Below are 23,152 nucleotides of genomic sequence, written 5' to 3' on the forward strand. Positions count from 1 at the left end.
GTCTTACAAACGCTGTGTTATTCCAATATGGTGTGGCCAGTTAGATAGGTACGTAAAACACGGTTGGCGCAAAGGTAAAGTGAACTGTCATCGGTGTTTCGTGAGGGGACAATGAAATATAGTCGAGGTGCACACTTTAGCCTTGTGTAAAATTGAAGGTAAGGTAACAATGCTTATCAGCGCTACTTTCATTTTCGTTTAATCGTAAGAGTAAATAGCTCTCAATCGAAACGTCATTGTCGTTAATGTTTAGGCTTTAGCGATATAGCTCGAAATTAAAATAGGAATATAACTTAAAACTTATGCGTTCGGTTACTATAAAGGATGTAGCTCTACATGCTGGAGTTTCAAAAAAAACGGTGTCTCGCGTTATTAATAAAGAAGCGAACGTTAAAGATGAAATGCGTCAAAAAGTGCAGGAGGCTATTGACCATCTCGGCTTCAAACGTAATCCATTAGGAATGGCCTTAGCTAAGAACCGTTCGTTTTTTATCGCGTTGCTAGCAGATAACCCCAGTCCTGGCTACATAATGAACTTACAGAAGGGAATTATGAAAGGCTGTAGAGAAGAGCAAATGGGGGTGTTTTTATATGACTGCAGCTATCGCTCTCCCACACTGGTTGAAGAGATAGAATCATTTATTGATAATACCTTGGCAGATGGTCTTATTCTAGCTCCTCCCTTGAGCGATAAACCTGAATTATTGGATATGTTAGATCGCAAAAATATCAGTTACGTTCAAATAGGAGCTAAAGACAAAACGCGAGGGGATTTTGTTGATATGGACGCTGTAAAAGCGGCCTACGATATGACAAGTTACCTGTTGCACTTAAAGCATCGCGATATAGGCTTTATTTTAGGCCATCCAGACCAGTACACCAGCCAGCGTTGTGAGCAAGGCTATAGAATGGCGTTCGCAGACGCAAACTTAAAAGTGGATGAGTCACTTATTGTCCAGGGCTACTACACGTATCAGTCAGGGGTAGATGCCGCTTCCGTGTTACTCAACAGAAACACTCCACCATCGGCAATATTTGCATCGAATGACGAGATGGCCGTTGGTGTATTGTATACAGCGCAAAGTCGCGGGATTAGCGTACCTAAGCAGCTTTCAATAGCCAGTATCGATGATACGCCCATCGTAACAAAAGTATGGCCTAATATTACTACTATGCGCCACCCACTAACCAGCATTGGGTATCGCGCAGCTACGTTTTTAATTGGCCGTTTAAAGCACAAGCATGCTGGCGCTAATAGTAGTGTGAATATCAGCGACAGCAATGAGACCTTTCATTGTGACCTTGTTATTCGAGAATCAACCACTTTGTTTACTGGTTAACAATCCAAGCGTGATCGGGATCATTATGAAAGATCCATTCTCTTTTTGGGCCCGCCATTACGTTTAGATAATACAGCTCGTATCCATGCGGAGTTCCGACTGGGTGATACCCTTTAGGAACGGTAACTACGCTGTTATGCTCTACACTAATGGTTTCATCAATGCTTCTATCGTCGGTATAAACCCGTTGAAAAGCAAAGCCTTGTTTAGGGTTAAGCTTGTGATAATACGTTTCTTCTAATGCACTCTCTTGTGGTATTGCGTCGGTGTCATGTTTATGAGGTGGATAGCTTGACCAATGACCACTGGGGGTGATGACTTCAGTGATCAGTAAACGTTCTGCATCTACATTGTCCATCATTATATTGCGAATGTGACGTAAATTAGTGCCACTTCCCCTTGTCATCGTGACACAATCTTGAGGCGTAATAAGCTTTACAGGGTAAAGGCCCTTTGCGGGGGCACGGCAAAGGGCTACCTCTAATGAGGTTAGCGCATTTATCGTCAATTCCTGTTTTGGTGGAGCATAAACGGCGTAAGGGGCTATACCATCAAATGCTGAAGCTCTATGGCCGATATTACTAAACAATTGCTCTTGTGTCGTAACGTCTGCGACTCCAGAGATAATCACTGCACAAAGCTCAGTATTTTGGGTGTTGACCACCAGGGTATCATCAGCTTCAAGCATCACCACCTCAAAACCAACAAACTGCCAGTTCGCCGATTCTGGGGTTATATTAATAATACGTTTGTCTGCGCCTGCTTCTTTAGGGCGTATATGTAAATGAGACATGCCAATTCCTATCAGGTTTGAGATGGGTGGTGAATAAGACCAAGCATTAATGCTTGAATAATATTAAAGCTGCTATTAAGCGAACGAAATGAGTGGATCTCCGCTTCTTTAACTTTTATGCATACATCAGCAAGTTCTACCATAGGGCTCAATACACTATCGGTTAAGGCAATTATTTTTACGCCTTTTGATTTGGCTTGAGTGACCGTTTCGATTGTTTCAGGGGCATAAGGTGCGAAACTAATAGCAAATAACGCGTCGTCTTTTGTCATTAATCCACATTGGGCTCTGTCCATTTGCCCCACACTGTCGAGAAGGTGTGCTCGATAACCTAAATTTCCAAGTACATAGCTGAAGTAACTCGCAATGGGGAACGCACGTCTTACCCCTTGTACATGAATAATACTTGCCTTTTGTAGTTCTACTATGGCTAAGTTTAAGGCTTCAGGGTCAATCTTATCTAACGCACTTTTTTGTGCAGCCTCGTTTGCCGCTGTAATTTTTTTAAGCCAACTCAGCCCACACTGGTCATCATGGGTTTCTGGCGCATCTAATACCGATTGCACTCGAGATTCATAGGTAGGAGTGGAAGAAATGAGCTTATGTTTGAAGACCTGCTGCATGTCGCTAAAACCTTCGAAATCGAACGCATGGGCGAATCGTACTAGCGTAGAACCATGTACCCCCGCAGCTTCTGCGATACTGGCCGCAGTCCCAAAGGCAATACTATTAGGATTATCTAAGATAAACCGAGCAACTTGCTGAAGCCGATTGCTCAACGAAGCAAATTCCTGTTCGATTCGGTGTTCTAACGTTAACTGATCTTCTGCCATTGGTTTGATGGTGTCATCATAATTTCATACTAGGTGTTCTAAATTTAGCATGTAAGGAATAAATATTCCAGTGTTGATAAATTGGAATATTTGTTCTATTTTGTTTTTAGAAAGTTAATTATCCAATCAATTGAGAGTACCTGTATCAATGCAAGATGCTAAAACATTAGATCTGATCTGCCTAGGTAGAGCGTCTGTGGATCTGTACGGACAGCAAATCGGTAACCGCCTTCAAGATATCTCTACGTTTGCAAAATCTCTGGGTGGTTCTTCGTGCAATATTTGCTTTGGTGCAGCCCGCTTAGGATTGAAATCTTCTATGCTTACCCGTGTAGGCGATGAGCAGTTTGGGCAATTCATTCGTGAAGAATTAGACCGAGTTGGCGTAGACACAAGCCACGTTGTTACCGATAAACAGCGTCTCACAGCGTTGGCCATTTTATCAATAAAAAGTAAGGAAGAATTTCCGTTACTATTTTATCGTGCTGATTGCGCCGATATGGCAGTAGATATCAGTGATTTTGATGAGCAGTATATTGCATCAGCAAAGGCTTTATTGATTACCGGAACACATTTTTCAACTCCCCATGTTGATGCTGTTGCTCGTAAAGCAATTGAATATGCACGAAAAAACAATACTAAAGTTATTTTGGATGTTGACTACCGACCGGTACTTTGGGGGTTAACCCGCCCAGGTGAAGGCGACAATCGATTTGTCTCCAATAGCAGCGTTTCTGAGCATTTACAGTCTATTATTCCACTGTGCGATTTAATTGTTGGTACGGAAGAAGAAATACATATTGCTGGTGGTGTGACAGATACATTAGCAGCACTTCAAAACGTGAGGCAACTTACTGACGCCACCATCGTGCTAAAGCGCGGTGAGAAAGGATGTTCTATTTTCGATGACGCCATTCCCCCCCACATTGATGATGCTTTTTTTGCACCAGGGGTGAGGGTTGATGTCCTTAATGTGCTTGGTGCGGGCGACGCTTTCATGTCTGGTTTCTTGAGAGGATGGTTGCGTGAAGAAGGGTTTAAAAAAGCATGTGCCTACGGCAACGCCGCTGGCGCACTTGTGGTATCTCGCCATGGTTGTGCCCCCGCCATTCCTTCGGCTGACGAGCTTGACTATTACATTGCCAATCAACATTCCATTGAGCGCCCCGATATTCATCCAGAGCTTAACTATTTACATAGGGTTACCACGCGTCAAACTTCGCAGTGGCAAGACTTATGTATTTTAGCATTCGACCATCGTAAACAATTTGTCGAAATGGCAAATGAAGCGGGTGCCGATTTGTCAAAAATAAAAACCCTAAAAGCGCTTATTTTACAGGCGTTAGAGCAGACTGGCGTACAAGGTAATAATCAAGTGGGGGTTTTGATAGACGATACCTTCGGTCAAGATGCATTGAACGCTGTTACCGGAAAACGCTGGTGGGTCGGGCGTCCAGTGGAAGTGCCGGGTTCCCGTCCTATCGAGCTAGAAGGCGGGCGTTCTATAGGCTCTCGCTTGGTCAGTTGGCCACAGGAGCATATCGTTAAATGTTTAGTGTTTATGCATCCAGATGACGACGCTGCCATGTGGGAAGCACAATCTAAGCAGATTGAAGAGCTTTATGCCGCGTGTTGTCAAAGTGGTCATGAACTGCTACTAGAAATAATTCCGCCTAGTGATATTCCCGCTGACGATACGTCTGTCGTAAGGGCAATGGAAATGATTTACGACCTCAATGTAAGGCCCGATTGGTGGAAGCTGCCTCCCCCTTCGCCTGCCGCATGGAAGCGCATTAGTGACCTGGTGAATAAGCGTTCGCCACATTGTAGAGGCATCATTCTTTTAGGTTTAGATGCGCCAATTGATGCACTTATAGAAGGGTTTTCTAATAGTGCTAAATATCCGCTATGTAAAGGCTTTGCAGTAGGCCGCTCTATATTTTCCGCACCCAGCAAAGACTGGTTGGCGGGAAAAATCGATGACGAGGTGCTGATGAAGGTGGTAGCTGAAAACTATCTTACTTTAGTCTCAGCATGGAACACGCGTAAGGACATTTAGATGAAGACCATTAGATACACTGCTGCGCAAGCAATGTTGGCATTTCTTACACAGCAGTACATTGTAATTGATCACGAAGAGTTCCCTATATTTGCCGGAGCCTTTGCTATTTTTGGTCATGGGAACGTGGCTGGCCTAGGTGAAGCACTACACGACAACAAAGCGACTTTTCCAACATACCGAGCGCATAACGAACAAGGCATGGCGCATGCCGCAATTGCGTATGCAAAAGCTAATAACCGTCGAAGAATGATGATGTGTACGTCATCAATTGGGCCCGGCGCAACCAATATGGTGACCGCCGCTGGGCTTGCTCACGCAAATCGTTTACCGGTGTTATTTGTGCCGGGCGACAACTTTGCGAACCGTAAACCTGATCCTGTTTTACAACAAATTGAGCACTTCAGTGACCCGAATATTTCAGTGAATGATTGTTTTAAACCGGTAAGTCGCTATTTCGATCGTATTAATCGACCCGAACAGCTTATTAATAGTTTACCGGTGGCCATGCAAACACTGCTCGACCCGGTGAATTGTGGGCCCGTTACTTTGGCATTTCCGCAAGATGTTCAGGCAGAGGCATTCGATTACCCAGTCTCATTGTTCACTAAAAGAGTGCATAGAATTCGTCAGCCTTTGGCTGAGCTTTTTGAAGTTGAACAAGCCGTGTCTGCGATAAAGAAATCGCAAAAGCCGTTAATTATTGCCGGTGGTGGAGTGCTGTATTCTGGCGCAGCAGCAGCCCTATCAGAATTTGCTGAAACTCATCAGATTCCGGTTGCAGAAACCCAAGCGGGTAAAGGCTGCCTATCTTGGCAACATCCTTGTGCATTGGGTGGGGTAGGTGTGACAGGAAGTGAAGCTGCAAATAAAATTGCCGCTGAAGCAGATTTAATTATTGCGATAGGCACTCGGCTACAAGATTTCACCACGTCATCTCGAACCCTTTGGAACCGCGACAATACAGTCTTACTTCAATTAAACATAGGCGCTTTCGATGCCAATAAACACGATGCGGTGTCTTTGGTAGGTGATGCGACGCAAACGTTAACACAGCTGCATAGCGCGCTAGCGCAATGGTCGGCGCCAACAACATGGTTGGAAAAAGCCCAAGTACTCAATATAAAGTGGCAGCAGCATTATGAAGATGTGACTTCAGACACCCAAGGTTTACCATCCGATGCGCAAGTATTAGGGGCGGTAAAGCGCGGTTCAAATGCTGGCGATACGATTGTGTGTGCAGCAGGTGGATTACCCGGCGAACTTCACAAACTATGGCGAGCAGAAGGACCCGGTAGTTATCACGTAGAGTATGGTTTTTCTTGCATGGGGTATGAAATAGCGGGCGGTTTAGGCGTTAAATTAGCCAAGCCAAACAATGACGTCATAGTGGTGGTTGGTGATGGCTCATACATGATGCTTAATGCCGAATTAGCAACATCTGTGATGCTTAAGCAAAAGATTATCGTCATTTTGTTAGACAACCGAGGTTTTGGTTGTATCCACCGATTGCAGCAAGGAACGGGTAATGCACCGTTCAACAATTTATTGGACGACTGTGAAGGTGCGCCTGAGTTGATGCAAATTGATTTCGCTCAACATGCTCGTTCAATGGGCGCGAATGCCGAACATGTTCACTCATTAGGTGAATTAGAAGCAGCGTTAACCAAAGCTAAGAGTAATACCACCAGCACGTTAATCGCGATTAATACAGACCCACATATCAGCACCGACAATGGCAGTTGGTGGGATGTCGCAATACCCCAAACGTCTAAAAGAAAAGCTGTTGCTGATGCGCATGAAAACTATACACAGCAGCAAGTTAAACAACCGTACTAATTCTTCAGGATCTAGGTTTAAAAGGTAGAGATATGCAAACGTTAGGTAATTATATAAATGGTGAGCGGGTCGACAGCACAAGTGATCGCGATAATTCAGTTTACGATCCGGCCACAGGTGAGGTAATCAGAAAAGTAAGCCTATCTACAGTTGAAGAAACCCAAGCGGCCATTACTGCCGCTAAGCAGGCGTTTGTGACATGGAGTGAAGTAACTCCGCTAAACAGAGCCCGAGTTATGTTCAAGTTTAAGGCGTTGTTAGAAACGCACAAAGATGAACTTGCTACCTTAATTACCAAAGAGCACGGCAAAGTGTTCTCTGATGCTCAAGGTGAGTTAACGCGGGGTATCGAGGTGGTGGAATTTGCCTGCGGCATTCCACATTTACTCAAAGGTGAGCAGTCGATGAATGTGGGGCGAGGCGTAGACAGTTTTAGTCTAATGCAGCCTGTAGGTGTTTGTGCCGGCATTTCCCCTTTTAATTTTCCTGCGATGGTACCACTTTGGATGTTTCCTGTAGCGATTGCCTGCGGAAATACATTTGTCATGAAGCCGTCAGAAAAAGACCCCAGTACTATATTAAGAATTGCCGAATTACTTACCGAGGCCGGTTTACCCGATGGCGTATTCAATGTCGTCAACGGTGACAAAACATCGGTCGACGTACTAATTACAGATGAAGATGTTGATGCTATTAGCTTTGTCGGCTCAACCCCCATTGCTGAATATGTTTACAATGTGGGAAATCAGCACGGTAAGCGAGTACAAGCATTAGGTGGCGCAAAAAATCACTTGGTTGTAATGCCCGATGCCGATCTTGACTTGGTTAGCGGTGCACTGATGGGCGCGGCGTATGGTTCAGCCGGCGAGCGCTGTATGGCAATTTCAGTTGCTGTGTGTGTGGGTGACGAAGCCGCAGATGCATTAATTGCACAATTGCAGCAAGAAATAGCGCAAATGCGAGTAGGCCCAGGTTTAGGTGAAGGTGACGAACCTCATATGGGGCCGCTAATCAGCCGGGAACACGCCGCTAAGGTGCAAGAGTATATCTCAGATGGTGTGGAAGAAGGGGCCACACTAGTTGCTGATGGCCGAAACTATCGCGTGTCTGGATGTGAAAAAGGCTATTTTGTGGGGCCGACACTGTTTGATAACGTGACCCCTAAAATGCGTATTTATAATGAAGAAATATTTGGGCCAGTACTCAGCGTTGTTCGAGTGAGTAGTTTTGAAGAAGCGCTAGCACTGGTTAACCGTCATGAATATGGTAATGGCACCTCTATTTTCACTGCAAATGGAGAAGCAGCCCACGCTTACTGTCACAAAGTGCAGGTGGGTATGGTAGGCGTTAATGTACCTATACCAGTGCCAATGGCGTTCCATAGCTTTGGTGGTTGGAAAAGATCTATTTTTGGCCCACTAAATATGCACGGGCCAGATGGCGTTCGTTTTTACACTAAAATGAAAACGGTGACGGCACGTTGGCCCAAAGGTCAGCAAAACATCAATCACTTTACGATGCCTACTATGAAGTAAAACCCGGGCATTTATCATTTATTAAAAGCCAGTCAGTTTCTCCTGACTGGTTTTTTTGCTTAACAGTGTGAATGATAGGAAGTGAATACTAACTTACGTTAGCAATCATTTTAGGCAATTGTTTCATGTCGTTAAAGCTGGTCACGTGGGGTAATGAAAGCGTTTCATTGTAGCGATTATAAAACAGGGTAGTAATCCCAGCGCGGCTACCCGCCTCTGCGCCCACTTTACTGTCTTCAATAACCACACATTGATTAGGCGATACCTTCATCATAGCGGCCACATCAAGGTATATCTGAGGATTGGGTTTGTAGTAGCCTATGTCGTAGGCACTAAAAATGTTGTCGTTAAAGTAACCGCGAAGTTGGCAAACATTTAGGGCATGCTCAATTTTCTGCCGTGGGCCATTAGATACTACGGCTTTTCGATGAGGGAGGTGGTCAAGTGCGTAAACGACACCTTCAATAGGTGTTAAGTGCTTATCGAACAAAGACGCAACACGCTTACGATAAGACGAGATAAAATCGTCAGGCAATTCTACAGAATACTGCCGTGAAATAGATGCCATTATTTCAGACAGTTTCATACCGCGATAGTGTTTTACCAAGTCATCTGCATCTAGTGTTACGTCGAGTTCAAGAAACGCGTGGGCAATACCTAAATTACAAAGATACTCACTGTCTACCAACGTACCGTCATTATCGAATAACAGGCAAGATTTCGACATTTAGTGAAGCTGCTTATTGGGTCGGTCAGACATATCTAGAACAAGTGTTCCACCGTTAACTATTTCACTATGGAGCAGATAGGTGCGAGTCAATGGCTTGCCGTTCAGTGTTATGACGCTGACATATACATTGTCTGCACTGTTGTTACGTGTTCGAATAGTAAAGGTTTTTCCGGTGTAATAGTGGTCATCCAACGTTATGGTAATAGTGTCAAAAAGAGGGCTACCAATATAATAAATAGGATCCTTTTCTACCCCCCCGGTAAGCTGGAAAAGTCCAATTTTCATCAGTACGGCCAAACTTCCCATTAGTCCTTGGTCTTCGTCACCACTGTAACCACGCTGTGGTGACAAATCAGAGTAGACTTTATTGACGACTTTTCGCGACCAATATTGGGTCTTCCAAGGTGCGCCAGCAGCGCTAAAAATGAATGCGGTTTGCATACTTGGTTGATTACCATAGTTAATAGGAATTCTTCTATACTCGTCTTTCGCTTCATCTGCATGTGCGTTACCTGCAGTAAATCCTTGCTTTTCAGCCTCGTTAAAGGCGTTGTCGAGCCTTTCAATCAGCGTTGTTTTTCCGCCCATTAAGGACGCGAGGCCATCAATGTCATGCGCCACATTCCACGTACCTTGTGCTGGGTTAGATTCAACGAATCCATTTTCATATTGAAATGGATCGAAAGGGGTTTGCCACGAACCATCTGGATTTCTTGGTCTCATATAACCGCTACTTGCATCGAATACGTGACGGTAATTTTTTGAGCGCTTAGCGTACATTTCATAGTCGTCGTTATAGCCTAGTGCACCGGCTAATTGTGCTAGAGCATGATCCTGAAAAGCGTATTCCAGCGTCATTCCTGGGCCACGTTTGTGATTACCATACATACTTTCGCCTGTAGGAAGTGGGAATGGAACATAGCCATCATTCTCATAAAAGCGCATGCCGCCGCCAGTATTGGTGTAATGCTCGTAACCCGCTTTTGCCATCATGCCAGCAGTGCTGTGGTTCTTCTTGAGTCCTTCATAGGCAAGTTCAACATCAAAGTCTTGAATGCCTTTCATATAATTTGACACGATAAAAGGGGTGGAAGACGCGCCTGTCATCACATAGGTGTAATTTCCGCCTGATGGACCACGTGCAATCATACCGCCGTCTTTGTAATAGTTGAGTAAGCTATTTGTCATTTCTGAAGCAATTTTTGGATAGGCAAGTGGCCACAACGTTGATATTGTCCATTGAGCTCCCCAGAAAGAGTCTGAATTGTAGTGATTAAACAAGGGCTCTCCACTGTCTAAAAGCGGTATCTGTTTCACTCTGGGGGTACTAGAAGTTTGATCCATATACTGACCATTGGCATCAGAAATGATGCGTCGCCCCTGTAATGCGTGCCAAAGATCAGTGTAGAATCTGCGCTGCTGCTGGCGGGTTCCACCAGACACCGAAATTTTACTCAGCTGTTGATTCCAAATTGCAAAAGCGTCTTCTTTCACTTTATCGAATTCCCAGTGTGGGAGTTCAATATCAATGTTCGATTTTGCATTTTCTTCTGACACGTAGGATATCCCTACTTTCATTAGCAGCGGTTGTTTTGACGGTGATATATTGACCAGTAGGCCTGCGTCTATGCCATTAATAAAATCTACTTTTTCAAAATGGTGCTCGCCGCGCCAACTATCCATATCCTCAATAGGACGGCTGAATTCAACGTGAAAAAAGACTTTGGTTGGACGGGATCGACGGTAAGTGGGTAAATTCGTTATATAGCCATTAATAGACGTCTGTGAAACCTTATGCGCTTCAGCATGGCCAAGATGACTAGGGCCCAGTTGCCCACCTAAATTAAACAAAACCTGCTGGTTTTCGCTGTTAGCGAATTGATAACTGTGAAATCCCACCCGTGTTGTGGCCGTTAATTTTACATCGATGTTATAGCGGGATAACTGTAGCTGATGAAACCCAGGTTTTACAATTTCATCATTGTGATTAAACGCAGAATAGTAGTCCGATTTTAATTGTGTAATGGGGAGCTTGGTTGATACGGGCATAACTGACAAGCCTGCAAGCTGCCACGCGTGAACATGGCTAAAACCTTTTACTTCGCTGGAATTGTAGCGATAACCGCTTCCCCATGCGCCGCCCGTTTCTGTATCAGGGTTTAAGTTAACCATACCAAAAGGTAACGATGCAGAGTCAAAGAAAAACCAGCGACTGTTTGCCGTATCGGCAAAAGGATAAACCAAATCGACGGGTTGCTGGTTGGCGAAAGACGGTGTTTGCCAACATAACGACAATGTAACGGCCAATAAAGCCACCATACATTTAAAATCTTTTTTCATGACAATGCTCTGCGTTATCGAAATCTGGACGCACAGAAATATCAACATTGCAGACCAATGTCAAATTGGACTGTCCAAACTAAGCATCTCCAATCATAATTATAAACATGTCTTCTACGTGTTTGAGATGGCTTTCCATTGCTTGCCTTGCTCCATCTCCGTCGCGCCTACATAAATTTTCGTATATAGCCTGATGGGCTTCAATGTTGGGGTTGGCGCCATGTCTTCGCATTTTTTCAGCAAAGAGACGACTAATTTCAGATGAATCTCGCAAGGTCCACAGCCAATCAACCATAGTGTAAATAGCACTGTTTCGTGTTGCGTGCGCAATTAACCGGTGAAACCTACCATCAAACTGTTCTGCCCCGGTTAAATCTTGCTTACCAACTAACACCGACATTTGTTCGATATAAGCTTGAAGCTTACGTAGTTCTTCGTTGCTGATACGTGAAGCCGCCATTTCGCACGCTTGCCCTTCGAGTAGCCGTCTCGCTTCCATAATTTCTAAAGGGCCAGGGGCATCTTCGGTAATTAGGGCGGGGCTTAGGGTTGATTTCTTTAATACGTAAATGCCAGAACTAGGGCGTATTGCAACAATGCCTGACACTTCTAGTGCAATTAATGCCTCGCGTACGGTTTGTCTGCTCACATCATAGCGGCTGGCTAATTCACGCTCTGCTGGCAAGCGTTCGCCAGGTTTTATTGTTCCATCACTAATAAGTTGAGCGAGTTTGTCCGCAATTTGCAAATACAGACGTTTAGCACCTGTATTGTCAACGGATGAAAATTGATCTTGTAAATTGGTCAAGCCGATTATACTCTAGAGTTAATAGTCCAGACCAATTTAAAGGTTTACCTTAGTAACTTCAAGTTACTCTCCCCTAGATTGGTGCACGTTAATGCTTAAAGGTACTCGTATGAAAATAATTGAAGCAAAAGTGATTGTTACTTGCCCCAGTCGTAACTTTGTGACGTTAAAAATTGTTACCGATGAAGGGATTTATGGAATTGGTGATGCTACGTTAAATGGTCGTGAACTCGCGGTTGTTAGTTACCTTGAAGATCATTTAATACCTTGTTTGTTAGGTAAAGATGCTAGCCGTATAGAGGATATTTGGCAGTACTTCTATAGAGGAGCGTACTGGCGCAGAGGGCCTGTTGGAATGACAGCCATCGCGGCAATTGACGTCGCACTATGGGACATTAAAGCGAAAGCGGCTAATATGCCATTGTATCAATTACTCGGCGGCCGCAGCCGTGATGGGGTAATGGTCTATGGCCATGCAAATGGCAACACCATTGAAGAAACCGTCGAGGAAGTGGGCAGGTATATTGATATGGGTTATAAAGCCATTCGTGCGCAAACAGGTGTTCCTGGCCTTAGTAGCACGTATGGTGTTTCCAAAGATAAACTGTTTTATGAACCCGCTGACGCTAATTTACCGTCGGAAAATATTTGGTCTACCAGTAAGTACCTAAACAGCGTCCCTAAATTATTTGAGACATTGCGTGATACTTATGGATACGATCACCATTTGTTACACGATGCCCATCACCGTTGCACACCGCTAGAGGCGGCTCAATTAGGTAAGTCTCTAGAACCTTACAAGTTGTTTTGGCTAGAAGACGCCGTTCCCGCTGAACTGCAAGAAGGGTTTAGGTTATTCCGACAACATACCACTACCCCAATTGCCGTTGGGGAGGTATTCTCCTCAATTCATGACTGCCAACAGCTTATTAGTGAACAATTAATCGATTACATTCGCACTACAATTGTACACGCTGGCGGAATTTCACACTTGCGCAGAATTGCGCATTTAGCCGAGCTTTACCATATTCGCACTGGATTCCATGGTGCTACCGACTTAAGTCCAATTACCATGGGAGCTGCGGTACATTTTGATACCTGGGTTCCTAATTTTGGTATTCAAGAATACATGCGTCATACCGAAGAAACCGACGCTGTATTCCCCCATGACTATCGTTTCGAAGAGGGGTTTATGAAGGTGGGTGAAAAGCCCGGACATGGTGTAGATATTGATGAGTCGCTCGCGGCTAAGTATCCCTACAAGCCGGCTTACTTACCTGTGAACCGACTTGAAGATGGCACTATGTATAATTGGTAGAAACCCTATACTGCACTAATAATAACGTTGAAATCAGCAGCTGAACCTATGCTTTTACCTTGCTGATTTCATCGTTTACCGCACAATCAGCTTCCAACACCTCCGTTTGCGGAACACCAGTTGACGTCATATCGTTATTTTCTCTATTACGTTGTGTCAAGATGCGCTTTACGGTTTCGGCGCAATAGGCTTTACGGCAGCATTGAGATAGCAGCATTTCATGGCGTTCTACACGCTCACGAATGAACTTCACCACTAACTTACGCAACCACTGTAAGCCTGCATCTAAGTCTTGGCGTTTGTGCCACATAACAGACATTGGCAGGCCTTTAATTTCAACAGGGGTTTCAAACACCGCGAGCTCACCAGAGAAGATTTCCTTCTCGACAACCAGTGACGGTGCAACACATATTAAGTTGCTTTCTTTTAGCAGCGGCGTAGCGTTGTAGAACTGATTGACCGACATGGCAATTCGGCGTTTTAACCCCATGTTAGCCAATACCTGATCGGTAGGGCCGGTGACATCACCCGTTACCGACACTAACAGGTGATCTGCAGCAATAAAGTTTTCTAGCGTGAGCTGTGCTTTCGCTAGCGGGTGATCGGGACGCATCACCACTACCCAACTAGGATCTAACACGTGCTCGGAACGTATCACCGCATCAGGTTGATGGTATTTAGAAAAGGTTAGTTCGGCCTCAGCGTCTTTCAATACCTTATCAGTGCCTAAATCGTAACTGGGGATCGCATGAATATTAATACCTGGCGCTTCATTTTCAATTACCTTACGTAGCGGCCCCCACACCATAGCAACAATGCTGTCGGTGGCCGATATACGAAAGGTACGTTTCGCCGTTGCAGGGTCAAATTCCGCAGGACTTACGGCAACTTCAAGCTGTCCTAATGGGCCTTGAATTTGGCTCCACAGGTTTGTGGCAAAAGAGGTGGGTTGAATACCACGACCATCCTTTACGAATAACTCGTCTTTCCATGCGGTACGCATGCGAGAAAGGGCGTTTGAAACTGCTGGCTGGGTCATCGACAACCTATCAGCAGCACGGGTAATCGCGCCTTCTGTCATGATGGCATCAAATATCATCAATAAATTTAAATCATGTGGACGCATCAGTCTCTCCCGTTATTCGTAAATTAGTTCTGTACCTGGGTTCTGGTTCAAGGCCGAGGTAAGGAAATACTCCGTAAACACGCGGTGAACCCATCACTTTTTATCGCTTCAGTTTATCTCTATACGGCGCGTCTAGCTATTATCACAACACTTTTTTGCTTCATGTCGTGGTGCCAACTTTCATGTAACACCTTGGGCGAAATAGCTTAAATTTCATACTTTTTAATATATATCATTTTATGATGTGTTGCATACGAAAATATAATTATTCTTATTGTATTGCGATGTGCATAATGCAGGCCTTCAAACTTTAAGAGACACTTGCAATGACGACTTTAACTCGATTTTTGGCAATATTAAGCCTAACAGCACTTGTCGCCGCATGTGGCAGCGACGACACGGATCCTGGCCAGCAAATGCATGCTAATGCAGGCATTCCTGTAGATGTTGCGCCAGTGGTCTCGCAGCGTTTAACTGAGTGGGACAGTTTTACTGGCCGTTTAGAAGCGCCGCAAACGGTATCGCTTCGCCCCCGCGTTTCAGGCTACATTGAATTTGTTGCTTTTGAAGAAGGCGAATATGTAGAGCAGGGCGAAACCTTATTCCTTATTGATAACCGCGCTTTTAAAGCAGAAGTTGAGCGTTTAACCGCGCAACTTGAAGAAGCAAAAAGCCGCTATGACTTATCTGTGCAAAGCTATGACAGAGTCGTAAAGCTTCGTAAAACCCAAGCGGTTTCGCAAGAAGTGCTAGACGAACGTTTAGCGGGTAAGAATCAAGCTTTTGCTAGCATAAACCAAACGAAAGCGGCGTTAGACGTTGCCCGTTTGAACCGTGGTTTTGCTCGAGTTGAAGCGCCGATTTCTGGCCGTGTGTCTCGCGCGAATATCACCGAAGGTAACTATGTAACGGCAGGGCAGTCAGAGCTTACTAGCATCGTATCTACCCATCAGCTTTACGCATACTTCGATATTGATGAGCAAACTTACCTAAATTACATTAGCAGTGATGATAAAACCGACGCTACGGTAAACGACCAGGCGGTTGCGATGCGTCTTGCTAATGAGCAAGATTATGGCCACTGGGGGCAAATCGATTTCGTCGATAATCAAGTGAATGGCAGTACCGGCACCCTTCGTGTTCGTGCTGTATTCAATAACGAAAATGGTCGTTTAATGCCGGGTTTATTTACCCATTTAAAACTAGCGGGTGATACCAACGAGCAAGGCATTCTCATTAAAGAAAAAGCGATAGGTACCGACCTTAACAACAAATTTGTGTTGGTGGTAAACAGCGAAAATAAGGTGAAATACCGCGCGGTTACCTTGGGTGACAAAGTGGGTAGTATGCGCATTATTCAAAATGGCTTAGTAGCTGGCGACACCATTGTAGTCGATGGCCTTCAGCGTGTGCGTCCAGGTGCTGTTGTTGCGCCAAACCAGGTTGATATGGGTGATAAAGAAGCTCTTGCAAGCCTACAAAATTGGCAGGCACGAGTAGATAACGTAACAAATTTGGCTAGCGCTGATACCCTTACTGGTAGCGCAGCGGGTACTGGAATTAATTAATGAACTTTTCGCAATTTTTCATTCGCCGCCCTATTTTTGCAGGTGTACTAAGCCTGCTCATTTTCATTGGCGGGGCCATTGCTGTTTGGCAGCTTCCTATTACAGAATACCCTGAAGTTGTGCCGCCTACGGTAGTGGTAACGGCTAACTATCCAGGTGCTAACCCCAAGGTTATAGCTGAAACCGTTGCTACCCCCTTAGAGCAGGAAATTAACGGCGTAGAAGATATGATTTACATGTCTTCGCAGGCTACATCTGATGGGCGTATGACCCTTACCATCACGTTTGCCATTGGTACCGACCCTGATGATGCCACTACACTGGTTCAAAACCGGGTTAATCGCGCCACACCGCGATTGCCACAGGAAGTACAGCGCTTAGGCATTGTTACCGAAAAATCGTCACCCAATTTAACCATGGTGGTGCATTTAACGTCGCCTGATAAACGTTACGACATGCTCTATTTGTCTAACTATGCTGACCAATTCGTAAAAGATGAACTCGCTCGTGTTGAAGGGGTAGGGCAAGTTCGTTTATTTGGTGCTGGTGAATACAGCATGCGTGTATGGCTAGATCCAAACAAGTTAGCCTCACTGCAAATGAACCCAGGCGATGTGGTGGCGGCAATTTCCGAACAAAACCAACAAGCTGCGGCAGGAAGTCTAGGTGCACAGCCTACGGGCACCAGCGAGTTTCAACTGCTTATCAATGTACGCGGTCGCCTAGAAGATGAAAGTGAGTTTGAAAACATCATCATTAAAGCCGGGGATAATGGTGAAATTACCCGTTTAAAAGATGTAGCACGAATTGAGTTAGGTGCCGATTACTACACCTTGCGTTCACTGTTAAACAACAATCCTGCGGCTGCATTACCTATATTTCAGGCACCAGGTTCTAATGCCATTCAAATTTCTGATGACGTGCGTGCGCGCATGGCTCAGCTAGAAAAAATGTTTCCAGAAGGGTTGGAATACGACATCGTTTACGACCCCACGGTATTCGTGCGCGGCTCAATTGAAGCGGTGGTGAATACGTTATTTGAAGCTGTGTTATTGGTTGTTTTGGTTGTTGTACTGTTTTTACAAACGTGGCGCGCTTCCATTATTCCTTTAGTGGCCGTTCCCATTTCGTTGGTAGGTACCTTTGCGTTTATGCAATTGATGGGCTTTTCATTAAATGCGCTGTCGTTGTTTGGCTTGGTACTCGCTATCGGGATTGTGGTTGATGATGCCATTGTGGTGGTGGAAAACGTAGAGCGAAATATTGCAGACGGTAAAGCTCCATTCGACGCTACAGTACAAGCCATGAAAGAAGTAACAGGCCCTATTATTGCCACTACCTTGGTATTGGCTGCGGTATTTATCCCTACTGCCTTTATGAGTGGCTTAACCGGTCAATTTTATAAGCAGTTTGCGTTAACTATTACCATTTCTACCTTTATTTCGGCCATTAATTCACTAACCCTAAGCCCAGCGCTGTCGGCATTATTATTAAAGCCTCATGGGCAATCGAAAGATTGGTTAAGCCGTGGTATGGATAAATTATTTGGCCGTTTTGTATTTACGCCATTTAATAAAATGTTCGATCGCGGTGCCAAAAAATACACAGGCGCTGTAGGTGGGCTTATTCGCAAAAGCGGTGTGGTAGTGGTGCTTTATGCCGGTTTATTAGGCCTAACCTACTTCCAGTTTGCTAACACGCCAACCGGTTATGTACCGCCGCAAGATAAGCAGTACCTTATTGCATTTGCTCAGCTTCCCAATGCCTCGTCGCTAGATAGAACCGAGGAAGTGGTACGTGAAATGTCACGAATTGCGATGGAGCACCCTGGGGTTTCTGATGCAGTAGCGTTTCCAGGTTTGAATATTAATGGCTTCACCAATAGCCCAAGTTCCGGTGTGCTGTTTACGCCGTTAAAGCCTTTTAGTGAGCGCCAAAGTCCAGAGTTATCCGCCGGTGCTATTGCGATGCAATTAAACCAGCAATTTGGTTCTATTAAAGGGGCGTATGTGGCTATATTCCCGCCACCACCGGTAATGGGGCTTGGCACCATTGGTGGGTTTAGGCTGCAAGTGCAAGACAGAGGAAACTTAGGTTTTGCTGAACTTGAAAAAGTAACGCAAGAGGTGATTGGCAAAGCGTGGGCGCACCCTGCACTAACCGGTAGTTTCACTAGCTTTACGGTTAATGTACCTCAGTTAAATGTGGATGTAGACCGCGAGAAAGCCGTTAGCCAAGGGGTAAATATTGGCACCTTATTTGACACCATGCAGGCGTATTTAGGCTCGGTGTACGTGAACGACTTCAACTTGTTCGGTAGAACCTATCAGGTGAATGTTCAGGCCGATGCCCAGTACCGCCAAGACGTTGAAAACATCACTCAGTTTAAAGTGCGAAACGATAAAGGCGATATGATCCCGCTAGGTTCGTTCCTTAATATTGAACATAGTGCAGGGCCAGACAGAGTGATGCATTACAACGGTTATGTTACTGCTGAAGTCAATGGTTCTCCGGCTCCGGGCTACAGTTCAGATCAGGCAAAAGCGGCTATCGAGCAAATTCTTGATGAAACCCTGCCGTTAGGTATGACCTACGAATGGACCGAGCTAACGTATCAGCAAATATTGGCAGGTAACGCGTCAGCCTTTATCTTCCCGCTGGTAGTACTGTTGGTGTTTTTAGTTTTGGCTGCGCAGTATGAAAGCTTGCGCTTACCACTGGCTATTATATTAATTGTTCCTATGACCTTGCTAAGTGCGTTAATTGGCGTGGTGATATACGGCGGCGACAACAACATATTTACCCAAATTGGCTTAATAGTGTTAGTGGGGCTTGCTACTAAAAACGCCATTCTTATTGTGGAATTTGCTAAAGAGCTACAAGACAACGGCATGGATGCACTATCAGCCATTAAAGAGGCCAGTAAGTTGCGTCTTCGCCCCATACTGATGACGTCTATTGCATTCATTATGGGCGTGTTACCTATGGTGCTTTCTACCGGCGCGGGCTCTGAAATGCGTCAAGCTATGGGAGTAGCGGTTTTCTCCGGCATGATTGGCGTGACTGTTTTTGGTTTAATCCTAACGCCTGTTTTTTACTACTTGTTGAAACGTAAAGGTTAACGCTCCCGTTTACCCAAGCGTTGCCTCCTCCTCGTACTTTGGAGGCACTTCAGGCCACTTATTTAAGTGGCCTTTTTTTGTGGTAGGCCTTTCGGAACGACTAATATATCAGTCTGTTGAAGGCAATAAGCGAGTTTTCATGGCTGTAATAATAATTTTTAGTTATTTATTGAATATACCTTACTGCACTTCACTAAAAATACTGTGACGTAAGGTACTGATAGAAAAAGGTTTAGCTTAATCTAAGTACCATAAGGCCGACGAATGCAGCAGTTAACCCTAGCACTTCTTGGCGGCTAAATGTTTCTTTCAAAACAACACGAGAATAAAGGAGAATAAGTAAGATATTCATTCCTGAAATCGCAGAAACTAGCCCAGTATTACCAATAGAAAAAGCGGATATTATTGCCACCATACCGCTTACGTTTGCCACCCCAACTATCAGTCCGCAAGAGAACGTTTTTATTTCCGACCAATTAGTGGTAACTGAATACTGAGTAGCTAGAGATTTCTTACGCTTTGCCAACCACGTCACGGCAAAAAGGAAACTTCCGAATCCAAACATAGAGGTTAAAGTAGCAAAAACATCAGCCTCTAAGAGTGTGGATTGTTTCCCCATTAAATCAGTAAACGTAAAGAACAATGCAGCAAGTAGTCCCCATTGTGCTCCTTTCAAGTTATCTGCAGAGATATCCGACGAATATCTAATAATACAAAGACCACAAAAAATAATAAAAAATCCAAGTAATTGAATAGCTGTTAACGTCTCTTTCCATATTAAAAATGCAAAAATTAGTACAAATAAAGGAGTCAATCCTGACAGAACGCTGATGAGTGATGCTTTTCCTACTGAAAATCCCTTGTGTAAAAGCGCATTCGCAGCAAAAGATCCAAAGCCTAGGCCCAGACCAACAGCCACATCAGCCCAACCATACCAACGTTGATTTAACAACAGTACACCGACCAGACTAATCATAAATCCAATAAAAAACACACCAAATAACAGTAGATCCCGATTCAAGTTTTTCTGCGATGTCCATTGATACAAGATCCCACGTAAACCAAAAAAACATGTTGCGAGCAATGCAAAAATAATCCACATAAAAAATGAGTCTCGTAGTCGTTAGGATCTGATCGCTTAATTTGAAGAAACTGGACTTTTACCTTAATAAGCTATTGTTATTTTATATAAATGCGGCAATAAATTTACATAATTTGAGTGTATGCTCTATTGATGATTAATTTATTTCATCTAATTGAAATTTAAACGTGTATTAGTGAGGCTGTAAGTCTCATAAATAGCGTTTACTTTACTTAGTCTCACTATTTAAGAAAAATCACCCTAAAGACTGTGTCACATAATTGTTCGGTTTATGTAGAGCTATTGGGGCATAAAATAAACAATATAGGTGAATGCAGAGCGCCCTCCTGTTTAGTATTTTCAAAAGCTGTCTTGGTTCTCCTCGCGCCCCTCGAACGCTATTCCTTCACCTTTTATTCAACCTCTTTAATGCCACAATTGGTCACTATGTATCGTTAAGTATCAATAATGTCGGCTGTTTTACTCCCTAATATCGACCTTAATGGAACGTAGGCTAACACTACCAACAATAAAAAATGGAAATGAGGATTATGAAAATAGGTGCAGCAGTGGTGGTGGCAATAGGCATGGTGAGTGCGCTTGGCGTATTGGGTCAACAGGTGTCTTCGGCCTTAAACGACATGCAAACCTGGGATAGGATAGTTACCGTTAAAGGATTATCAGAACGTGAATACGTGGCTGATCGCGTGATTTGGCCTATTCAATTTGTAGATGCAGGCAATGATTTACCCGCCCTCTACAACCACATTGAAACTAACAGCATGAAAGTCTCTACCTTCTTACAGAATAACGGTATTGCCAAAGAGGGAATTACCATCGGTAAGCCAGACATTACCGATAAGCTAGCTCAGCAATATGGAGGAACAGAAAAGGCGCCATTTCGTTATAGCGCAGTGCAAACCATTACCGTGTTTTCAAACGATGTAGAAAATGTGCGCTTAGTCATGAGCCAGATAGGTCGCTTATTAAAGTCTGGTGTGGTGCTAACGAATCAACACTATCAAGCGCAGCCCGACTATGTATTTACGCGTTTAAATGAAGTAAAGCCGGCAATGATAGAGGAAGCCACAGTCAACGCCAGAGAGGTTGCTGAGAAATTCGCGCAAGACTCAAACAGTACCTTAGGGAAAATAAAACGGGCTAATCAGGGACGGTTTTCTATCTCGAGTAGAGACCATCATCACCCACATATCAAGCAGGTGCGGGTAGTTTCGACTATTGACTATACACTGGTAGATTAATACTGGTGTATTATTACAGAGTTGCTATTTTGGTGAGTTTGCCCAAAATATAGTGGAGTAAAGTAAAAGTCATCTTAGTTTACGTGGCCAGTAATAAGGTGTTAGTGGCATTAAGAGAATGTTTTTAATTTAACGCAACGCGTTTTAGCAAACGCATACAGGTAAACATGACAGACCAAACGCCACCAGCACAGCAACTGGAGTTCTTTGAAATTCCAAGTCCCTGTATTGGTGTTTGTGAGTCTGGACCGCGAGGGTATTGCAAAGGATGTTACCGCAGCCGAGAAGAGCGATTGTATTGGCTCAAGATTGATGATGGAACTCGCCGAAAAGTCATAGTGGCATGTCAGCGCCGTAAAAAAGCGGCGTTAAGCAGAGCCCGCCGTCAAAACGAAGCAATAAAAGAAGTCCGAGAGCCTAGTCAAATTTCTATGTTTGATACGCCTCCCGAGAAAATTGATAAAGCATAAGTGGTGTAGTTTTTCTTTTATACACCGCTATGTAATAGTTAAAAGTGGAACCTTTGCATGTCCTTAGATAAATATGTGTCGTTTGCTACAAAGTCGTTTACCTTGCCAGATATATGTATACGTATCCGCTCGGTATTAGATAACCCCCGTTCAAGTGCAAGCGATCTTGGCGATTTGATCAGTTTAGATTCGTCATTAACAGCCAAGGTGTTGCGATTGGCAAACAGCTCACTGTTCCGGTTTCCATCTCAAGTAGAATCTGTTTCGAAAGCCATCAACATTATTGGTGGTGAAGCTTTGTATAATTTGGTAGTGGCAGAAACCGCTAACACTGCGTTTAAATATTTTGATACCCAGCTTATTAACCTTGATAAACATTGGTTCGACTCGGTTTATTGTGGAATGGTGGCGAAGCATCTGGCTAAGGCTAGCAATAAAAGAGGTAGTGAGCGCTTCTTCGTAATGGGCATTTTGCAAAACCTCAGTGAGTTGGTCATCGCTAAACGCTCGCCAGAGCTTTACAAAGGCTACATTGAGCAAGAAAGCGACATGCTGCTAGGGGCAAGACAAATTCAACATTTTGGTTTTACCTTTTCAAACTGTAGCGGTACCATATTAGAAAACTGGAAGCTTCCTCTTGTGCTTTATTATCCTGTTATGCATGCGAATGATATGTCTAGACAGGCTGCAGATAGCGATATTGCGCTACTGGCATTAGCATCAAAAGTCACTATTATGCAGCAAAATAAAAAAACTAACGGTGACGTTGAACTTTTTGCAGAAGACATAGCCAATAATATTGGCGTTAACCTAGATGATGTGGCAAATGCCATAGAGTTCGCCGATAGAGAAACAGCAAAAATTTCCATGCTTATACATTGATTTACTGGCAGTGAGGTAAAACAATGCTAGGCAGTTTTAAGCTTCA

17 protein-coding genes are annotated in these 23,152 nt (G+C 44.2%); 10 read left to right on the top strand and 7 right to left on the bottom strand.

The window, feature by feature from the left end:
• The first annotated feature begins 302 nt into the window (after positions 1–302).
• Positions 303–1,340 carry a LacI family DNA-binding transcriptional regulator gene (locus JKP82_RS13415; protein ID WP_159532706.1) on the top strand — a complete coding sequence of 346 codons (1,038 nt, stop codon included), beginning with the start codon at positions 303–305 and terminating at the stop codon, positions 1,338–1,340.
• On the opposite strand, the gene iolB is transcribed toward JKP82_RS13415, so the two are convergent.
• Together iolB and JKP82_RS13425 are read right to left on the bottom strand one after the other, a co-directional pair.
• Positions 1,330–2,133 (bottom strand): 5-deoxy-glucuronate isomerase, encoded by an 804-nt coding sequence (gene iolB, locus JKP82_RS13420; protein WP_218397388.1) that lies wholly within the window; start codon positions 2,131–2,133, stop codon positions 1,330–1,332. The genes JKP82_RS13415 and iolB overlap by 11 nt on opposite strands.
• Positions 2,134–2,144: 11 nt before the next feature.
• Positions 2,145–2,966 carry a MurR/RpiR family transcriptional regulator gene (locus tag JKP82_RS13425; protein WP_159532702.1) on the bottom strand — a complete coding sequence of 274 codons (822 nt, stop codon included), beginning with the start codon at positions 2,964–2,966 and terminating at the stop codon, positions 2,145–2,147.
• A gap of 148 nt (positions 2,967–3,114) precedes the next feature.
• On the opposite strand from JKP82_RS13425, the gene JKP82_RS13430 reads away from it, so the two are divergent.
• From JKP82_RS13430 to JKP82_RS13440, 3 genes are read left to right on the top strand one after another with little or no spacing between them, the layout of a single operon-like run.
• Complete coding sequence (locus JKP82_RS13430; protein ID WP_159532700.1) at positions 3,115–5,025, top strand: bifunctional 5-dehydro-2-deoxygluconokinase/5-dehydro-2-deoxyphosphogluconate aldolase; 1,911 nt, start codon at positions 3,115–3,117, stop codon at positions 5,023–5,025.
• Positions 5,026–6,864, top strand: a complete 1,839-nt coding sequence (iolD, locus tag JKP82_RS13435) for a 3D-(3,5/4)-trihydroxycyclohexane-1,2-dione acylhydrolase (decyclizing) (protein ID WP_159532698.1) — start codon at positions 5,026–5,028, stop codon at positions 6,862–6,864. It begins immediately after the preceding gene.
• Between the two features lie 32 nt (positions 6,865–6,896).
• Positions 6,897–8,399 (top strand): CoA-acylating methylmalonate-semialdehyde dehydrogenase, encoded by a 1,503-nt coding sequence (locus JKP82_RS13440; protein ID WP_159532696.1) that lies wholly within the window; start codon positions 6,897–6,899, stop codon positions 8,397–8,399.
• An 88-nt stretch (positions 8,400–8,487) separates the two neighbouring features.
• Here the strand turns inward: JKP82_RS13440 and JKP82_RS13445 are convergent, their stop codons facing one another.
• The 3 genes from JKP82_RS13445 to JKP82_RS13455 form a co-directional block, all read right to left on the bottom strand.
• Positions 8,488–9,126: an HAD-IA family hydrolase gene (locus tag JKP82_RS13445; protein ID WP_218397390.1), complete on the bottom strand. Its 639-nt coding sequence runs from the start codon at positions 9,124–9,126 to the stop codon at positions 8,488–8,490.
• The gene (locus JKP82_RS13450; RefSeq protein ID WP_218397392.1) at positions 9,127–11,469 is read right to left on the bottom strand and encodes a GH92 family glycosyl hydrolase; all 2,343 of its coding nucleotides are present in this window, start codon (positions 11,467–11,469) and stop codon (positions 9,127–9,129) included. It abuts the gene before it with no gap.
• Positions 11,470–11,548: 79 nt separating this feature from the next.
• Positions 11,549–12,277 (bottom strand): FadR/GntR family transcriptional regulator, encoded by a 729-nt coding sequence (locus JKP82_RS13455; protein ID WP_218397394.1) that lies wholly within the window; start codon positions 12,275–12,277, stop codon positions 11,549–11,551.
• Positions 12,278–12,386: 109 nt separating this feature from the next.
• Here JKP82_RS13455 and manD point away from each other — a divergent pair, with 109 nt between their 5' ends.
• Entirely contained in the window at positions 12,387–13,595 is a 1,209-nt protein-coding gene (gene manD / locus JKP82_RS13460; protein ID WP_159532688.1) for a D-mannonate dehydratase ManD, read from the top strand.
• 46 nt (positions 13,596–13,641) lie between these two features.
• Here the strand turns inward: manD and JKP82_RS13465 are convergent, their stop codons facing one another.
• Positions 13,642–14,721: a LysR family transcriptional regulator gene (locus JKP82_RS13465; protein WP_258544396.1), complete on the bottom strand. Its 1,080-nt coding sequence runs from the start codon at positions 14,719–14,721 to the stop codon at positions 13,642–13,644.
• A gap of 326 nt (positions 14,722–15,047) precedes the next feature.
• On the opposite strand from JKP82_RS13465, the gene JKP82_RS13470 reads away from it, so the two are divergent.
• Both JKP82_RS13470 and JKP82_RS13475 read left to right on the top strand, forming a co-directional pair.
• A complete protein-coding gene (locus JKP82_RS13470; RefSeq protein WP_218397396.1) occupies positions 15,048–16,289 on the top strand; it encodes an efflux RND transporter periplasmic adaptor subunit in 1,242 nt (413 codons plus the stop codon).
• Positions 16,289–19,411: an efflux RND transporter permease subunit gene (locus JKP82_RS13475; protein WP_218397399.1), complete on the top strand. Its 3,123-nt coding sequence runs from the start codon at positions 16,289–16,291 to the stop codon at positions 19,409–19,411. Before JKP82_RS13470 ends, JKP82_RS13475 begins: the two co-directional genes overlap by 1 nt.
• Before the next feature lie 232 nt (positions 19,412–19,643).
• Here the strand turns inward: JKP82_RS13475 and JKP82_RS13480 are convergent, their stop codons facing one another.
• Positions 19,644–20,513, bottom strand: a complete 870-nt coding sequence (locus JKP82_RS13480) for a DMT family transporter (RefSeq protein ID WP_218397401.1) — start codon at positions 20,511–20,513, stop codon at positions 19,644–19,646.
• A gap of 530 nt (positions 20,514–21,043) precedes the next feature.
• Between JKP82_RS13480 and JKP82_RS13485 the strand changes: the two genes are divergently transcribed.
• The 3 genes from JKP82_RS13485 to JKP82_RS13495 all read left to right on the top strand — a co-directional run bounded on the left by JKP82_RS13485 (position 21,044) and on the right by JKP82_RS13495 (position 23,106).
• Positions 21,044–21,754 (top strand): SIMPL domain-containing protein, encoded by a 711-nt coding sequence (locus JKP82_RS13485; protein WP_218397403.1) that lies wholly within the window; start codon positions 21,044–21,046, stop codon positions 21,752–21,754.
• A gap of 167 nt (positions 21,755–21,921) precedes the next feature.
• Positions 21,922–22,224 (top strand): DUF1289 domain-containing protein, encoded by a 303-nt coding sequence (locus JKP82_RS13490; RefSeq protein ID WP_159532680.1) that lies wholly within the window; start codon positions 21,922–21,924, stop codon positions 22,222–22,224.
• Positions 22,225–22,281: 57 nt separating this feature from the next.
• Positions 22,282–23,106, top strand: coding sequence for an HDOD domain-containing protein (locus JKP82_RS13495; RefSeq protein ID WP_159532678.1), 825 nt, complete (start codon positions 22,282–22,284; stop codon positions 23,104–23,106).
• The last annotated feature ends 46 nt before the right edge of the window (positions 23,107–23,152 follow it).

This window comes from Alteromonas lipotrueae (assembly GCF_019249215.1).
GTDB lineage: Bacteria > Pseudomonadota > Gammaproteobacteria > Enterobacterales > Alteromonadaceae > Alteromonas > Alteromonas lipotrueae.

Excerpts from the sequence above, each read along its gene's own strand:
- JKP82_RS13415 (WP_159532706.1), top strand. The coding sequence starts at position 303 with ATGCGTTCGGTTACTATAAAGGATGTAGCTCTACATGCTGGAGTTTCA.
- iolB (WP_218397388.1), bottom strand. The coding sequence starts at position 2,133 with ATGTCTCATTTACATATACGCCCTAAAGAAGCAGGCGCAGACAAACGT.
- JKP82_RS13425 (WP_159532702.1), bottom strand. The coding sequence starts at position 2,966 with ATGGCAGAAGATCAGTTAACGTTAGAACACCGAATCGAACAGGAATTT.
- JKP82_RS13430 (WP_159532700.1), top strand. The coding sequence starts at position 3,115 with ATGCAAGATGCTAAAACATTAGATCTGATCTGCCTAGGTAGAGCGTCT.
- iolD (WP_159532698.1), top strand. The coding sequence starts at position 5,026 with ATGAAGACCATTAGATACACTGCTGCGCAAGCAATGTTGGCATTTCTT.
- JKP82_RS13440 (WP_159532696.1), top strand. The coding sequence starts at position 6,897 with ATGCAAACGTTAGGTAATTATATAAATGGTGAGCGGGTCGACAGCACA.
- JKP82_RS13445 (WP_218397390.1), bottom strand. The coding sequence starts at position 9,126 with ATGTCGAAATCTTGCCTGTTATTCGATAATGACGGTACGTTGGTAGAC.
- JKP82_RS13450 (WP_218397392.1), bottom strand. The coding sequence starts at position 11,469 with ATGAAAAAAGATTTTAAATGTATGGTGGCTTTATTGGCCGTTACATTG.
- manD (WP_159532688.1), top strand. The coding sequence starts at position 12,387 with ATGAAAATAATTGAAGCAAAAGTGATTGTTACTTGCCCCAGTCGTAAC.
- JKP82_RS13465 (WP_258544396.1), bottom strand. The coding sequence starts at position 14,721 with ATGCGTCCACATGATTTAAATTTATTGATGATATTTGATGCCATCATG.
- JKP82_RS13470 (WP_218397396.1), top strand. The coding sequence starts at position 15,048 with ATGACGACTTTAACTCGATTTTTGGCAATATTAAGCCTAACAGCACTT.
- JKP82_RS13475 (WP_218397399.1), top strand. The coding sequence starts at position 16,289 with ATGAACTTTTCGCAATTTTTCATTCGCCGCCCTATTTTTGCAGGTGTA.
- JKP82_RS13480 (WP_218397401.1), bottom strand. The coding sequence starts at position 20,513 with ATGTGGATTATTTTTGCATTGCTCGCAACATGTTTTTTTGGTTTACGT.
- JKP82_RS13485 (WP_218397403.1), top strand. The coding sequence starts at position 21,044 with ATGAAAATAGGTGCAGCAGTGGTGGTGGCAATAGGCATGGTGAGTGCG.
- JKP82_RS13490 (WP_159532680.1), top strand. The coding sequence starts at position 21,922 with ATGACAGACCAAACGCCACCAGCACAGCAACTGGAGTTCTTTGAAATT.
- JKP82_RS13495 (WP_159532678.1), top strand. The coding sequence starts at position 22,282 with ATGTCCTTAGATAAATATGTGTCGTTTGCTACAAAGTCGTTTACCTTG.